Raw genomic sequence first — 15,284 nt, 5'->3', positions numbered from 1 at the left:
GCTTCCACACGCACACGCCGGTCGGATTCAGGCCGAAAGCGGCGAATCCGAAGTCGGCATCAGGATTAAAGATCACGGCCCAGTCGTCGAATTCCTCGCGGAGCGCGACGTGAGGATTGGCGATGGGGTTATCAGCTGAGTGCAAGTGCAGTATTCTCCCTGGACTTGGGAATGCAATCGACGTGCCAACGAGCAACAAAGACCTCTGTGTGGCCGTACTAACACAAGGGATGCAGGAAATTGAATGGATGCGGGTTAGAACAGTCTATCTGGAAGAGGCTTACTCTTGCGTTTCTTCTTCGGCTTCTTGGCTGCATGCTGCGGAGCTTTATCCAAAGGGCCCTTGGCCGCGTCGATGTACCTGTCAAGGTCCTTCTTCTCAAACAGAGTGTGTTTCCCTATCTTGACCGGGATAAGTTCGTGTCTTTCGAGCATCCTGTAAAGGGTAGGGGGAGAGATTCTCAGGTACTTGCATGTCTCTTTGACGGTAAGCAACCTGCTTTCTTCATCCATGATATCAAATCATACACTCTCATGCTGTAAAATGCAACACCAATTTGCGTCAGAGTACAAGATTTCAAAAGGTGTATCTTTGGCGGAGTTTCGTGGACGGTGTGAGCCGAGAACAAAGGCAAGAATCATTAAGTACGGTGCTGAACTATTGATGCGAAGTTAGCGTTAATAAAAGTGTATAAACGCCACCCAGTGGCAGAATAGTTTTTAAGGAATGCTCATAATATGATATTGTAAGATATTTAAAGATACATTATAAAATCATATGACATATTGAGAAATGCCTAAAAGTCAACGGAGGTCCTTCAACCGGAGAACCAGAGAACTGGCGAGTACGGTGCAAAGGCCAAGGAGGAAGATGCCCAGGCGGAAACTTACCAGATCGCCGGTGAGGCCGATCAAGTGCGGTATAATCCCGGTCCCGACCATCCCCACCGTGACCACTACGCCTGTCGCCTGTCCGCGGGTCTCCCGGCCGAACATGCGGGAAATGGCCACCAGGGCGAGAGGAGGGAATGCACCCGAAATCGTGGCCTGCACGAAAAGAAGGGATTTGATCCAGCCGATATCCTTTGTAGCGAGAAGCATTGTCATGAGTCCAGTGGCAAGCATGATGAGAAAAAGTCCCTTCTTCAAGCTGATCCGGTCAACAAAGAACCCTGCTGCTATTGCGATCAGTACCATGCCTGAGCGGGAGAGACCAAAGATGGAATTGGCGTACTGGACCGTCATTCCGAGTTCTCTCACGAGATACAGCGGAAGAACGAAATAGAGACCAAGCACGCATCCAGAGCAGAAGATCCAGAGAATGCCCATTATCCAGATGGATCGGTTCTTCAGGAGACCGCGGTTCACCGAGCCTATCTTGCCCGAATGCGTTTCTGTCGCTACGACCCGAAAGATCATGGCACAGAGAAGCAAGATGCCGCCGACAACGATAAAAATAAGGCGCCATGAAAGGAATGAGAGGAGAAAGAGCGCAATCAACGGCGCGCCGAAGATGCTGAGCGAACTGGCTGATTCGTGGAACGCAATGGCTTTTCCCCAGTCTTTCTCCGAATAGTATTCTGTGATCATCGGGATGATGGTGGGGAGATAGACGCCCAGCGCAAAAGCAAGCACAAAGACAACAGGATAGAAGATGCTGAACCTGTGTATTGCAGGAATCACAAAGAAGACCAAGCCTGCGGTGGTCAGCGACCCCAGCACGGCCCGTTTCGAACCTAGAAAGCCTGCCACCCGGCTTGCAGAAAAGAGGGCGAAACCGTAACCAATGGAGATGAATGTGAAGATACTTGCTGCCCGCGCGTGCGTGGTACCGAATTCCTGTTCAATTAATGGAAGGAGAGGGGAGAACAGGGTCCTGCCATTAAAGTTCATGAACCAGATGAACCAGATGAAGAGAAGAAAGAGGAACCCTTTGCCGCGCAGCGAAGGGAATCGTGGGTACACGCCCTAATCCCTGGCCAGGGCAAAATGCAGTCGGTTTGTCTCCACGTCGGCCATTGTGATACGAACGCTCACGTGGTCGCCGATCCGGTAGATTTTTCGTGTCCTCCTGCCGACGAGCCTGAACTTGTCCTCCTGGAAAGCGTAATAGTCGTCATAGAGGCTTGAGAGCAGAACGATACCCTCGACGAACACATCGAAGAGTTCCACAAAGAAGCCGTAGGACGTGATGTGGGAAATGACCCCTTCGTATTCTTCCCCGACCCTTTCTTTCATGAAGAGCACCCGCACTCTGTCTTCCAGTTCCCGCTCTGCTTCCATGGCGACTCTTTCCCGGTCCGACAGATGGGTAGCCATTTTGTCCAGCTCCTGTTCCGGATAAGGGGGTGGGCTCCCCTCAATAATGCTTTTCAAGACGCGGTGGCAGACGAGATCAGGGTAGCGCCGGATCGGGGAGGTAAAGTGTGTATACGAATCGAGTGCGAGCCCGAAGTGCCCCTTGTTGGCTGCCGAATATTTGGCCTGTTTCATAGAGCGCAGAAGAATTCGGTTGATCAGGAACTCATAATCCTTATTCTCCACCTGCTGAAGGATCGACTGAAGAGGCAAACGGCCCCTTGAATCCTTTCTGTAATGTACGGAGAGGGTACGGAGGAGTTTTTCGAAATCGTGCAGTTTTTCCCTCTCCGGAGGCTCGTGAATCCTGTAAAGAGAGGGAGCCTTGCGCCCTTGGATAAAGGCCGCGACGGCCTGGTTTGCTGCTATCATGAACTCCTCGATAATGGTCTGCGAAAAAAGCCGTTCAGACCTCATGATGTCTGTGACGCTTCCCTCCATGTCCAGGACCACTTCAGGCTCCGGCAGGTCGAAATCGAGGCCGCCTTTTCCTTCTCTTTTCTGTTTCAGCATTGTAGCCAGCTCGGCCATGCGATCGAGCTCAGGAAGAAGCTCTTTTAATTCACCTCTGGATCTCGCATCTTTTTTGACGAGGGCATCTTCTACCTTTCTGTACGTGAGACGACGGGCGCTCCGGATAATCGATTTATGAAAAGAGGTTTCGAGGAGATTGCCGGAACTGTCGTAGTGCAGGCGAGCTGTGAGAGTAAGTCGCTCCTCGCGAGGATTGAGACTACAGATGCCGTTGGACAGCTCCTTGGGAAGCATGGGTATAACGCTCCCCGGGAAATAGACGCTCGTTCCGCGCGCATAGGCTTCGTCGTCCATGCTGGATAGCTGGCGCACATAATGCGCGACATCGGCAATGGAAACGTAGAGAATGAACCTGTTCCTCTCCTTGTCTACAAGGACAGCATCGTCGAAATCTTTTGCCAGTTCCCCGTCGATTGTCACGTGTGTGGTTGAACGGAGATCGAGACGACCCTCTGCGGGGACTCCTGCAATAACCTTCGCTTCGGCATCCGTCCGCTTCGTGAATCGCCCCGGCAGATTATGTTTATACGTAATGAACTGTGATATTGCTTTTACGTTGTCGAGCGCGGGAAATAATTTTACAAGCCTGCATTCAGATTCTCCGTTTTCCTCCGGAAAGCGCGTGATGCGGGCCGCCGCGAGGGCTCCATCCTTGATCTGTCCTCTTGTCAGAGGGCTTCTTACCAGGAAATGGTGTGACAGTCTTTCATCTTCCGGTACCAGAAACGTGAGCTCCTTGTGTACCCGCAAAAAGCCCGTCACGTTTCTCGATTTCCGCTCTGCTACTTTTACAATGCGCCCTTCTCTGCGCTCGCGCCCGGTATGTTCCACCCTGACCACCACCTTGTCGCCGTGCATCGCATTCCTGATGTAACGGGCAGGTACGAACACATCTTTATGTCCAGCCTTTTCGGGCACTACGAATCCATTCCCGCTTCTCGTGCACCAGAGGATTCCGATCTCCAGGTTCATTTCATCAGGGATGCCGAACCGGTTCTCTCTGATGCGAACGAGCTTTCCTGCACGCACCAGCTCCTGTAGTGATTTCCTGATCTGCTTTTTTTGCGATCTATGCCAATTTAGAACGCGTCTGAGGTCTTCGACAGAAAGAGGCCTCTTCTCCTTCTTGAAAACCTGGAGAATATCGTCTTGAGAAACGCTTTCGTCTCGCTGCTTTTTCACGGGGGAGTACGCTGGTCCGGTGCGAATCCTGACAATAGGATATGGGCCGGACCAGCGTCTGTCAAGAAAATAGTTGGCAGAAGAAATATCGCGAGCAGGGGCTCGCTATCAATAATTTGCACGTTGCCGGTCTTGACGGCGAAGACAGGATTCTGCTAGTCAAGCACGGCAAGGAACTCTATTTCAATCAGCCAATCGGGCCTGAGCAGGCTGTGCACTACCACACCCGTTGCTGCCGAGTAATTGCCTTTGAAATATTCGCGACGGATATCGGCTGTCTTTACATAGTCAGGCACGGCTTGAGGCGTGATATAATCGGTCGTCTTGATGACATCGTCAAAGCTGCCGCCGGCTTTCTCCAGTACTCCCTTGACCGTCTCGTAGATGTAGCGCATCTGTCCCACGAGATCACCCTTATACAGCGTCCTGTGGTTTTCGTCAGTTGCTACTGTGCCTGAGATGGCAAGGATCTTGCCTTTCTTAACTGCGTCGCTCCAGGTGAAATTCTTACGCTTATACATTTCGTCAAACACATTGTAATTCTCTCTGGCCATAGCCGCCTCCTTTAAGGATAGGAAAATAATAAAACAGGTAAAGGTAAAGGCTAATTGAAGGCTAAGAAAAGAGACTGCTCTGTTTTGATTCCCCGCATTTACTTTTCTTAACCTTAACCTTTCTTCTCGGTTTTTCCTCAACCTGTAGTTGCTGCTACCTGTTCTTATTCGGAAAGAGCCCGCACTGGAGACACCGGTCAGCCTCAAAGAGTGCTGCCCCTTCGCTGAAGCCGACCGCCACTTCGCTGAAACCTTTGATTCGTTCCTCAGCCTGCGCCTCAGGCATCACCTGTCTCTCACGCTTCTTGAAACGCGCGACTTCCACATCGGCCATCCCGATAACGCTTGGAGCTAGCTGCTCTTCCTCGTGTTTTTCATTACGCAGGAATCTGTCGATGGCTATCGCTGCTCTTCTCCCTGCTGCGATTGCTTCGATCACAGTCCTTGGCCCGGTTACCACGTCACCACCCGCAAAGACACCCGCCTTCTCTGTTTCGCAGGAGTGGGGCTGTGCTTTCAGGAAAGTACCGCTCTTTTTGAGGGTGCCTCCGAGAAAGCCCAGATCGGGCTCTTCTCCTATGGCCGATATGACTGTGTCTGCAGTAACGGTGAATGCAGATCCCGCAACAGGCTCCGGTTTTCTCCGGCCGCTTTTGTCAGGCGCTCCGAGCTTGGTCTTGAGACATTCCATACCCGTCACGTGGCCGTTTGTGTCTATCAGCTTGGAAGGCATCGCGAGGTACTCGATCTTTATTCCTTCCTTCTCGGCCGCCTCCACTTCTTCTTCATAGGCCGGCATCTCCTCCTTGGATCTCCGGTAAACGACCGTTACATCTGAGCCGAGCCGCTTTGCTGCCCGTGCCGCATCAATGGCTACGTTGCCTCCGCCCACCACTGCGACCTTCTTGCCGACGTTTACACTTTTGCCGAGATTAATATCCTTGAGAAACGCGGTGCCGCTGAGAAGTCCATTTGCAGCCTCGCCCGGTATTCCGAGCGGAAGACTCTTATGGGCTCCGGTGGCCACAAAGACCGCTTGGTACTCTTTCTGAATGCTCTCGAGACTCAGGCCGTTTGCTTCCACAGGGCTATTGGTGCGTACTTCCACGCCTGAATGTCTGATGTGGTCGATCTCGCGTCGTACTATATCGCGCGGAAGGCGATACTCGGGGATACCGACTGTCAGCATGCCGCCTGCTATAGGAAGCGCTTCGAAGACTGTAACGCCGTACCCCATCTGTGCGAGGTTGAAAGCAGCGGTAAGGCCTGCCGGTCCCGCGCCGATCACTGCTACACGCTCATTGTGTATCCTTGGTGCGGGCGAGACCGTTCTTGTCCCCCGCGCGTAGACAGCATCCGCGATGAATCGCTTCAATCCATTTATGGCGATCGATTGATCCAGCTCCTTGCGGTTGCACTTTGTCTCGCAGGGGTGGGGACAGACCCGCCCTATGGTGGCGGGAAAAGGGATCTTCTCTTCTATCACTTCCAGGGCTTTTTCGTAGTGGCCGTGCGCTGCCAGGTCAACGTAACTCCTTATATCGAGCCCGGCAGGGCAGGCTGCCTTACAGGGCGGGACCAGGTACCAAGGCGAGGGGGCATTCAGTTCGCCCTTGGGCCACTCGATGCACGTCACCGTTTCATATCGTTCGTCGGATTCACTGCAGTAGCCGCAGGCAGCGCACTTCACGATCTCGTCGGGCTTGCCTGCCTTGGCTTTTACGGGCCAGTCCGGATCCGCAAAGAGCGTCCTGGCCATGCCGATGATATCTGCTTTTCCTGAAGACAGCACTTCCTCAGCGAGGTCAGGCATGCGTATCTTGCCTGCAGCAACCACGGGGGTGCTGTAGCCTGCCTCTCTGACAGCCTGGCGCACGCCTTCCGCGAGATAAACCTGGACCCCGTCCTGGTTCCACCAGCGCGGGCTCATGCGGTAGCCCGAGTAGCCCGTACCGGCGAAAGGAGGCATGTTCGGTAGCGGCGTGTCGGCATCCTCGAAGCGCTCGCCTGCCGATACGCTGATGTAGTCGAGCCCGAGGGACGCAAGCCTCCGGCCTACGCGCGCGCTCTGAAGCAGCGTGTTCCCCTCTTTGGTAAATTCCTCGCCCAAAATTCGGGCGCCGATTGCGTAATCGTTTCCTGCGGCCTTGCGCGTTGCGAGTACGACTTCGGTGGGCAGCTTGACTCTTCCCTCAAAATCGCCGCCGTACTCGTCGGTCCGTTTGTTAACGAGCGAGAGAAACGAGGCGAGCGTGGTGAAGTGGGCCATGTGCAGTTCCACAAAGTCGAAACCCGCAGCCCTCGCCCGCACAGCACCGCTGGCGAATTGCTCCGGTATTACCGCTATTTCCTCCGGTTTAAGGTCCTCAACTTTCTGCCGCCAACCCGTCCGGGCCACCTTTAAGAAGTGAATGAGCTGAAGCCCTATTTTTACATCCCGGTTTACGCTGCGTATACCTGCAACAAAATCCTTCAACTCATCGATGAACTGATCGTCGCTCACGCGGAGGTTGAATGAACTGCGGGACGGAAGAACCACCGCGGCTTCCACCACTATTGAGCCGACACCGCCCATGGCAAGTCTCTGGTATCTGTCCTTGATGTTCTGTGTGACATGGCCGTCTTCTGCGGCGAGTCTCGTGACAGCAGCGGTGGACATGATGCGGTTGGGCAGGGTCATGCCTCTTATTTCCAATGGCGAAAACAATTTTGGATACTTCATGATTGACCTCTCGCTTTGTTCCTTATTTTTTTACACGCCTCGACTATTGTTGAGGGTGGTGGTTACGCCTCTCCTTCAACTTTCTTCTGAATATCTGCGCGCAAAGCCTTCTTATCAACCTTACCGACCTTCGTGAGAGGAAGCTCTTCGACCAGTTCCAACCTTTCCGGCAGTTGGAGTACGGATGCGCCTCGTCCTTTAAGGAACAATACGATCTCCTGAAGAGTGGGTTTTTTTCCTACAGACGGTATAATATAGGCGCAAATCCTTTCGCCCAGGATTTTATCGGGCATGCCCACCACCGCGACATCCCGCACATCAGGGTGCACACTGATCAGCCCCTCAATTTCCACTGCGCTGATGTTTTCGCCGCCCCTGATGATGATGTCCTTGATCCTGCCTGTTATCCATATGTTACCGTACTCATCCTTCCGGGCCTGGTCGCCTGTCTTGAAGAATCCGTCAGTGGTGAAGATATTGGCATTTTCTTCCGGTGATTTGAAATAGCCGGTGAATATACCGGGACCCTTGGACACGAGTTCTCCGTCAGTGCCCTGCGCCACTTCGTTGCCGTTGGTATCGACTATTTTCAGGTTATCATAGGGACAGACCGGGGTGCCGACGCTGCCACAGATCAGTTCGATGCTGTCTCCCAGCTTGGTGCCGGCGCAGGTGCCCTCGACAGAACCGAATCCGTTGATGAACTGGCAGCCGATTTTTTCATAAACAGTTTTTACGAGTTCCGGCGTGCTGGGCGCGCCACCAACAGATATCTTCTTGAGTGAACTCAGGTCATATTTTTGAAGATCCTCCATTTGCACGACCCTCGCGATGAGGGCGGGGACTGTCGGGATGGCGGTCACCTTCTCCCGCTGCACTGTCTCGCAGATGGCCTCCGGCGCCACAGAGTCAAGCAGAACGAGCTTTGCGTACCTGAAAACAGCACCGCCAATGCCCCAGTGCAGGCCCATGCCATGTGCCACGGGAGTGACCACCATGAGCACATCGTCACTGGTGAGTTCCCATCGGTACGCATGATACTCAACATTATTGATGTAGTTGTTGTGAGTGCGTGGGCTCGCCTTGGGTAATCCCGTTGTCCCGCCTGTAGGCATAATCTGGGCGACTTGATCGGGGTCGGGCCTGCGCTGTTCAAGCGCAAGCAGGTTCTCTTCAGTCGGCTCTCCGTCCGCGATAAGTTTTTCCAGTTTGTGGTACCTGGTATTGTCGGCCCTGACCTGAATGATGTGCTTGATTTTCGGACTTTCCTTAAGGACATCATCGATGATCGGCTGGTATTCGATTTTGCCGTACTGTGCCGGAAGGATCCAGGCCACCGGTTCGGTAAGTTTATAAAGGTGACGGATTTCGATCTGGTTGTGTCTTGGAACCAAAAGAACCGGAACGGCACCGATCTTTTGCAGGGCAAAAAAGCAGTATATGTATTCATGCCAGTTGGGGATCTGAATGAAAACCCTGTCCCCCGGCATGATGCCCAGCTTCATAAAGCCGATGGCAAGTCTGTCTACTGTTGCACGCAGTTCGCCATAGGTCCATCTTCCTGTATCGTCGACCAAGCCGATTTTGTCGGGATAAAGATCTGTGGCTCTGTCGAAGACATCTCCCCAGGTCATGCCCAGCCACCAGCGCATTCTGTTATATTTCTCTGCGTCCTTCCTGTTGTACGGTGTGAAGCCTCCCAACGGCATGCCTAATCCTCCTGGTGCCCCTCCTATGTTCTGGCCATGTCGGGCGCCATCTACTTCTTTTTCTTCGCTCCCTTTGCCTCTTTTTCCTTGAGCAGCTTAAGTATGGTTTCGGGTTTAAAGGGCACGTCGTATGCCCTGACACCCACGGCGTCATAAATCGCGTTGGAGATTGCTCCATGCAGGCCGCAGCCGAAACCCAGCGAACCCTCTTTTGCACCGTACGGACCCTGGGGATCAGGGATGTTAAGGAAATAGGTTTCGATACGAGGCGTCTCGTTCGCGGTCGGCACTTTGTAGGTGCGGAAGTCGCTGGTCAGCTTCCGGCCGGTCTTCATGTCCCATACATTCGCCTCGTAGAGACCCTGTCCCAGCATGAAGTTGAGCTGCCCGTGCATGTTGCCGATCACCAGCATCGGGTTAAGCACTGTGCCGCAATCGTTGACTGCCCAGATGTCCGTTACTTTCACAACGCCTGTGTCTGTATCGACTTCGACCTGTACAGCCGTAGTACCGAAGGAGTAGGCGGTGACTTTCATGCCGTACGTTTTCTCATTGTATGGTTCTTTTACATCGACGGAGAAATCTGAATAATCGATGCGGGCCCGGTAATCGCCGAAGCCGTAGATGGGTTTCCCACGCTTGAAGGCTGTCCTGCAGATCTCTCCCAGGGAGACGCCTTTACCCTTGCCGATACGCAGCTTGACATAGTACTTACCGTCGTCCCGCAGCTCGACCTCATCCCATGCGACATCCAGCAGGTCGCCGGCGATTTCAAGGATACGCAGTCTTGCGTCCTCTGCGGCTCTCTTTACCGCGTTTGCCGATACGACCGTGGCTGACATGGAGTAATCACCCGGATCCTGGTAGCAGAGCTCGGTGTCCCCGTAGCAGACCTTGATCATAGACATCGGTATTCCGGTAACCTCTGAGGTGATCTGCGTGTGCATGGTTCTGTTGCCCTGGCCGAGGTCGCAGTTACCGGTGAATACCGTGCAGCTTCCATCGTCATTGAATTTTATGAAAGCTGTGGAGCCGCTTCTGAAGCCCATGTAGAACATCGACTGCATGTTGCCGGAGCCTATGCCGATGCCGCGCTTCGGCCCCATCTTGCCCAGTTTTTTCTTGTATCCTGATTTTTCGGCTGCCATGACGATGCTCTCGGAGAGACCGGTAGAGGTGACTGTCGCCTTCGAGGGTACGACCTCGTTGGGCAGGATCGCATTTTTCAGACGGATCTTGATGGGGTCAAGCCCGAGCTTCTCGGCTACCTCATCAAATGCAACGTCCATCGACATGGGCCCGACATGAGCCCTCGTCCTCATCATGGAGCTTATCGTCTTATTCGTGTAGATGAGCTTGGCATCATACCGGTAGCTGGGAGCACGCCAGAGCACTTCATCTATCAGAAGCGGCACCCAGAGTTCGACGATGGCACTCGATGCATAGGCCCCGCACTCAAGCACCATGTTTATTTCTCTACCGGTGATCGTGCCGTCCTTCTTGAAGCCTATTTTTATGGTCCATACCTTTGCGGCTTTATCCCGCATGCAATCCTCTACTTCTTCACGGGAAAGTTTCAGCTGAACGGGCTTGCCGGCTTTTCTCGAGAGGAGAGCTGCGATGAAGGCCCCTGGAGGTGTATCCGAACGGCCGCCGTGAGCGCCGCCCATCTCAACCGTGTGCAGCCTGATGTCGGAGAGGGGAACTTTCAGTGTATTGTGCAGGCCTTGGCGCACCTGGAAAGGGCACTGTGTTTGCATCCAGAAGTTATACTTGCCGGAAGGCTCAAAGCTGCAGAGCGCCGTGAAGGGCTCCGGCAGAGCGTGGCTTGCTACCTCGCAGGTGAAAGTTTTTTCCCAGACCAGATCACTGTTTGCGAATGCTTCCTCGATGTTGCCCTCGTTGACCAGGTAGTGGGCAGCCCTGTTCCCCACCCGGTTCTCGTGGACCAGCGGCGCTCCCTCTTTCATTGCGTCCTGCCAGGTGAGCACGAAAGGAAGGGGCTCATAGTCAACTTTGATAGCCTCGATTGCCTCTTCCGCTATGTCCTCGTCAATAGCGGCGACCGCTGCGACTTCTTCACCGATATAACGAGCCTTGTCAAAAGGGAGCAGCACGTGATCCCTGGTATGAGGGATGATACCGAAGACGCCTCCCCTGGGAGTATCCTTGATGCCTGTCACCACCGCTTTCACGCCGGGAATCCTTTCTGCTTTGCTGGTGTCGATGTTGAGGATACGCGCGTGCGCGTGAGGGCTTCTCAATGACTTGGCGTACAGCATACCCGGCAGAACTATGTCCGTCGTGAATTTTGAAAGGCCCATTGCCTTGTCGACAGAGCCGATTCTCGCTAAACTTTTTCCGATTAAGCTGCTCATCCTTACCTCCTTCCAGCTTTCGCTGCAGCCTGGATGGCCTCGATGATCTGCACATAGCCTGTGCACCGGCAGATGTTGTTAGCTATGCCTTCTTTAATTTCATCCTCTGTAGGATTCGGATTTCTGTCCAGCAGGGCCTTGGCCGACATGATGAAACCCGGCGTGCAGTAGCCGCACTGGATCGCGCCCTTTTCAACGAAGGCCTGCTGAACGGGATGGAGTGTGTACCCATCAGCGACGCCTTCGATCGTGACGATTTCTTTGTTCTGCGCCTCAACAGCAAGAGTGAGGCATGAGAGAATGGGCCTGCCGTCCATTATGACTGTGCAGCCGCCGCAATCGCCCTTGTTGCACATCTCTTTGGTTCCTGTGAGTCCGAGGGTTTCTCTGAGTACCTCGAGAAGAGTTCTCCTGATGTCCACCTTAACGGTGTGCTGCTCTCCGTTTACGTTAAAAGTCATCTCCTGTTTCATACGGTCCTCCTTTTTGCCGAAGCCTTCGTGAGGGCTCTTTTGACCATTACCCCGACCAGTTCTTTTTTGTATTCAGCGCTAAAGTAAATATCACCACCGGTACGGGCGCCCTCTGCTGCTGCGGATGCGGCCTCACCGATGAGCTTGTCTGTTACAGCTCGACCCTTTAACAGGTCTTCTGCAGTACCGGCCCTCCTGGTGGGCAGCGTCACACCCCCTAGACCAATGCGCACGTCTTTACAGACGTTACCCGTCATCACTATAGTGACAGCCGCAGAAACCGTGGCGTAATCAAACCTCTCCCGTACCGCAAACTTCTCGTATCCCCATGTCTGGCCTTTGACAATCGGCACCAGGATTTCTGAAAGAAATTCGCCTTCCTTGATCTCGTTGTAGAGATTTTCCACGGGCACCATGCGGTTCCCCGCGGCATTGACCAGTACCGCCTGTCCATCCAGCGCTATGAGAACCGGCACTGTTTCAGCGGTTGCAAGGTGAGAGGCCAGGTTACCGCCGAGCGTGCCCATTGCGCGGATCTGTGGCGTGCCGAGCTTTGCACAGGCCAGGGCCAGCATCCCGCATCCTTTCTTGACCGAGGTCGTTTTGGCGACTGCCTGGAGCAGCGCCATAGCTCCGAGTCTCAGCTGGGCAGACCCCGTTTTTATATCGTCGAGACCGGGGATTTCTTTGAGACTCATGAGATACTTCCTGACACCGATGCGTTCCTTCATACGATGGATCACCATGGTGCCGCCCGCTGAAACGCGGGTATCGGCATGGTGATTCCCAAGAAATGATGCAGCCTCTTCCATACTTTTAGGAGCGACATACTCAAAAGGGGGCAATCGCCGATAATAATACATGGTATACTCCTTTCATTTAATCCTTCGTATTGCGCCGGATCAATCAGGCAGGACGCTCTTCTAAATTACCTTCCACCCATTTACGCGCCAACCGAGAGAGCCATGCGTTGTTTCGAATGTTGTTCGATTGGCGACGACGCCCAATATGTTACAATGTGACATTCTATGTTGTATGCTAACAAATGGATCGAGGCTTGTCAAGACATTTTTTGATGCATTTTTTAATGTACGTCGCATCGTACGAGACTGATTTCGGCGGGCGCCGCCATGCAGAGAATAGGCCTTTCTCCGATTAGTGGTGCTAACGAATTATTTGCCCTGGTATCCGAGTTCTTTTGAAATAAGGGTTGCCGTGTGTGTCAGTTCTTGCACAATGCTCACAAGGCCTTTGTCCGACACGCGGAAGTCCTGCACACAGGCACCGAGAGCGGCGACGGTATTCCTCGCAGCCCCCCTGATCGGCACCCCGATCTCTGCCACTCCTTCGAAGAACTCGCCTCGCTCGAGGAAATAGCCTTTGCGAGCCGCGTCTTCGAGTCTTGTTTTCAGTCCGGCCTGGCTGCGCGAGGTATGATCGCGGCGGTGCTTGGCACGCTGCAGTTTGAGGATTCTGTCTCTTTCGGCGGGCTCCATGAACGCGAGCAGGGTCAGCCCGAGAAAGCTGTCCTCCGGCTGTATCTTGGCCCCAAGATACGAAGGGATGTTTAATATGCTGTCGCCTTCCCTCTTGTCGATATAGAAGAACTGCTCGTCTATGATCACGCCCACGAGTATTGTGGCCTTCAGCGAACGGGCTACTCCGTCAAGATAGGGCGCAGCCGACTTCCTGATGGACGTGGAGCTGTAAAGCACTGCACCCAGTTCTAGAAAACGGAGCCCCAGCCTGTAGAGCCCGTCCTCCTGGTCGTACCTGATATAACCGTTCTTCTCCATAGTCCTCACGATCCTGTAGACGGTCGATTTATCGAGACCAGTTCTTTTCGTGAGGTCGTCAAGCGTGAAGGCGTTCTCGTGACGCGAGTAGAGGTCCAGCATCTTCAATGCCTTTTCGAGGACCTTTACCACGTATCGTTCGTGTTGGGCAGCCCGCTTACGCATACCGGATTGTAATAATAATATTTCTCATCGTGAAAATCAATCGATGAGATGTGTTAGCTAGGCACGCGTCCGCCGATTGATTTTAAGAAGTACCATTCACAGCCGTGCAAGCAGAAGTTTCATGAAGTTGACCAGGTCGGCTTGGCTTTCAGTCCCGACGACCTGAATCTCTTTTGCAATCGCTAAGATGTCCGCATCACCCTTCGAGAGGAGGTCGCGCGCACTCGTTCTCCGTCCGGCAAGAACCTCTTTCACTTTTGCCGCCAGTTCCGCAACTACATCCCCGTCCTTCGCCAGGTCGTAATTGTACTCCATTCGCGTTCCTTCGCGATAGGTGTCCTTTGGCGTCAGTGTCCGCTGGTCAGCGTCCACCAGGGTCACTTTTTCTATCTGCCTGGGGTTCCGGCCGATGACAACGAGTTCCGGTACCTCGCCCTTTGGCCTGTTGAGGACGAGCCTGCCGTACTGCTCAAGCCGCTCAACAACATAGTACTTGCTGAAATCAATGACGTCTCCCTGGACGGCAACAACCTCCTGCCATCCATCTTTCCATTTCATGACCACATATTTTTTGTCCGCCATTGGGCCCTCCCTCAGATCAGCTTTTCCACGATAGCTTTGACTTCAAAAAAGTCCTTGGCATAATAGTCGCTGGACGCACACGGACCCATGTCGATGTGGCCTGTATACTGTATGGTTGTGAATCCGCGCTCCTTTGCCGGGATAATGTCCGTGCTTAGTTTATCCCCGATCATCACGCAATTCTCAGGTTTGAGTCCTTCTCTTGCGAGATCTTCAATGAGAAGCGCGTAGAGTGTGCCGTTTTCTTTGGATGTACCCGCGTATTTGGGATCCCTCTCGTCGGTAGCGAGGTTGACCTTGCCCTGGGGCGTAACCAGGTTCCTGAAGCGGCTCATTATCTTTTGATGGAGGAGGAATCCGGTAACGATGTCAGCGCCCATGGCGCCAAGTGTCTTCTTCAGTTCCGCAACAACGTCCGGTTTGATGCCTTTTTGATTCAACCATTCCAGAAACTCCCCGGCGCCAGGGGGCAGGCTCAGGAATTCCTGCTCTTTTATCCTGAATATACGATGAGCCTCCTTATCGCCATCAAGCACGTAATTTTCGATCTCGTCCCGGTGGCCCTCTTTTATGGCGCTGTAGTTGCCGTACTTTTCCTTGAGCCTGCGCATCCGGTGAATCCAAACCGGTATCATCTCCTGCTTCCCAAGGAGCTTTCCTATCTCGCTGAAAATCAGCGGATTGCGCAACGAGGAGGGCGACATGAGACACTGTCCGAAATCAATACCCACCCATTTTATTTTTGCTGCCATGAGATTCCTCCGCACACATATTATTGAGGTTGGTGCCCCGAAACCGGCTTTGCTGGAAATCGGAAGAACGCGGAGCCGG

General features: G+C 53.4%; 12 protein-coding genes. All 12 read right to left on the bottom strand.

Going from position 1 to position 15,284, the window contains the following annotated elements; genetic code table 11:
* Window positions 1-255: 255 nt before the first annotated feature.
* Window positions 256-513 (bottom strand): helix-turn-helix domain-containing protein, encoded by a 258-nt coding sequence (locus tag VMT71_17165; GenBank protein HVN25700.1) that lies wholly within the window; start codon window positions 511-513, stop codon window positions 256-258.
* Between the two features lie 291 nt (window positions 514-804).
* Complete coding sequence (locus tag VMT71_17160; GenBank protein ID HVN25699.1) at window positions 805-1,965, bottom strand: MFS transporter; 1,161 nt, start codon at window positions 1,963-1,965, stop codon at window positions 805-807.
* A 3-nt stretch (window positions 1,966-1,968) separates the two neighbouring features.
* Window positions 1,969-4,074, bottom strand: a complete 2,106-nt coding sequence (rnr, locus tag VMT71_17155; GenBank protein HVN25698.1) for a ribonuclease R — start codon at window positions 4,072-4,074, stop codon at window positions 1,969-1,971.
* 155 nt (window positions 4,075-4,229) lie between these two features.
* Window positions 4,230-4,628 (bottom strand): RidA family protein, encoded by a 399-nt coding sequence (locus VMT71_17150; GenBank protein ID HVN25697.1) that lies wholly within the window; start codon window positions 4,626-4,628, stop codon window positions 4,230-4,232.
* Between the two features lie 154 nt (window positions 4,629-4,782).
* Window positions 4,783-7,350, bottom strand: coding sequence for an FAD-dependent oxidoreductase (locus VMT71_17145; protein ID HVN25696.1), 2,568 nt, complete (start codon window positions 7,348-7,350; stop codon window positions 4,783-4,785).
* Window positions 7,351-7,412: 62 nt separating this feature from the next.
* Window positions 7,413-9,059 carry an AMP-binding protein gene (locus VMT71_17140; protein HVN25695.1) on the bottom strand — a complete coding sequence of 549 codons (1,647 nt, stop codon included), beginning with the start codon at window positions 9,057-9,059 and terminating at the stop codon, window positions 7,413-7,415.
* A gap of 50 nt (window positions 9,060-9,109) precedes the next feature.
* The gene (locus tag VMT71_17135) at window positions 9,110-11,437 is read right to left on the bottom strand and encodes a xanthine dehydrogenase family protein molybdopterin-binding subunit (protein HVN25694.1); all 2,328 of its coding nucleotides are present in this window, start codon (window positions 11,435-11,437) and stop codon (window positions 9,110-9,112) included.
* 2 nt (window positions 11,438-11,439) lie between these two features.
* A complete protein-coding gene (locus tag VMT71_17130) occupies window positions 11,440-11,910 on the bottom strand; it encodes a (2Fe-2S)-binding protein (protein HVN25693.1) in 471 nt (156 codons plus the stop codon).
* Complete coding sequence (locus VMT71_17125; GenBank protein HVN25692.1) at window positions 11,907-12,773, bottom strand: FAD binding domain-containing protein; 867 nt, start codon at window positions 12,771-12,773, stop codon at window positions 11,907-11,909. The genes VMT71_17130 and VMT71_17125 overlap by 4 nt, the downstream gene beginning before the upstream one ends.
* Before the next feature lie 309 nt (window positions 12,774-13,082).
* Window positions 13,083-13,871, bottom strand: a complete 789-nt coding sequence (locus VMT71_17120; GenBank protein HVN25691.1) for an IclR family transcriptional regulator — start codon at window positions 13,869-13,871, stop codon at window positions 13,083-13,085.
* Between the two features lie 96 nt (window positions 13,872-13,967).
* Window positions 13,968-14,453 carry a hypothetical protein gene (locus VMT71_17115; GenBank protein HVN25690.1) on the bottom strand — a complete coding sequence of 162 codons (486 nt, stop codon included), beginning with the start codon at window positions 14,451-14,453 and terminating at the stop codon, window positions 13,968-13,970.
* Between the two features lie 11 nt (window positions 14,454-14,464).
* Window positions 14,465-15,205 (bottom strand): HAD hydrolase-like protein, encoded by a 741-nt coding sequence (locus tag VMT71_17110; GenBank protein ID HVN25689.1) that lies wholly within the window; start codon window positions 15,203-15,205, stop codon window positions 14,465-14,467.
* Window positions 15,206-15,284 lie beyond the last annotated feature (79 nt).

It is taken from the genome of Syntrophorhabdales bacterium, from assembly GCA_035541455.1.
GTDB lineage: Bacteria > Desulfobacterota > Syntrophorhabdia > Syntrophorhabdales > WCHB1-27 > JADGQN01.
The sequence above is the reverse complement of the archived record's forward strand: the minus strand, read 5'-3'. Positions and strand labels throughout refer to the sequence as shown.

Coding starts and splice junctions, on each gene's coding strand:
- VMT71_17165 (HVN25700.1), bottom strand. CDS start 513: ATGGATGAAGAAAGCAGGTTGCTTACCGTCAAAGAGACATGCAAGTAC.
- VMT71_17150 (HVN25697.1), bottom strand. CDS start 4,628: ATGGCCAGAGAGAATTACAATGTGTTTGACGAAATGTATAAGCGTAAG.
- VMT71_17145 (HVN25696.1), bottom strand. CDS start 7,350: ATGAAGTATCCAAAATTGTTTTCGCCATTGGAAATAAGAGGCATGACC.
- VMT71_17140 (HVN25695.1), bottom strand. CDS start 9,059: ATGCCGTTGGGAGGCTTCACACCGTACAACAGGAAGGACGCAGAGAAA.
- VMT71_17135 (HVN25694.1), bottom strand. CDS start 11,437: ATGAGCAGCTTAATCGGAAAAAGTTTAGCGAGAATCGGCTCTGTCGAC.
- VMT71_17130 (HVN25693.1), bottom strand. CDS start 11,910: ATGAAACAGGAGATGACTTTTAACGTAAACGGAGAGCAGCACACCGTT.
- VMT71_17125 (HVN25692.1), bottom strand. CDS start 12,773: ATGTATTATTATCGGCGATTGCCCCCTTTTGAGTATGTCGCTCCTAAA.
- VMT71_17120 (HVN25691.1), bottom strand. CDS start 13,871: ATGCGTAAGCGGGCTGCCCAACACGAACGATACGTGGTAAAGGTCCTC.
- VMT71_17115 (HVN25690.1), bottom strand. CDS start 14,453: ATGGCGGACAAAAAATATGTGGTCATGAAATGGAAAGATGGATGGCAG.
- VMT71_17110 (HVN25689.1), bottom strand. CDS start 15,205: ATGGCAGCAAAAATAAAATGGGTGGGTATTGATTTCGGACAGTGTCTC.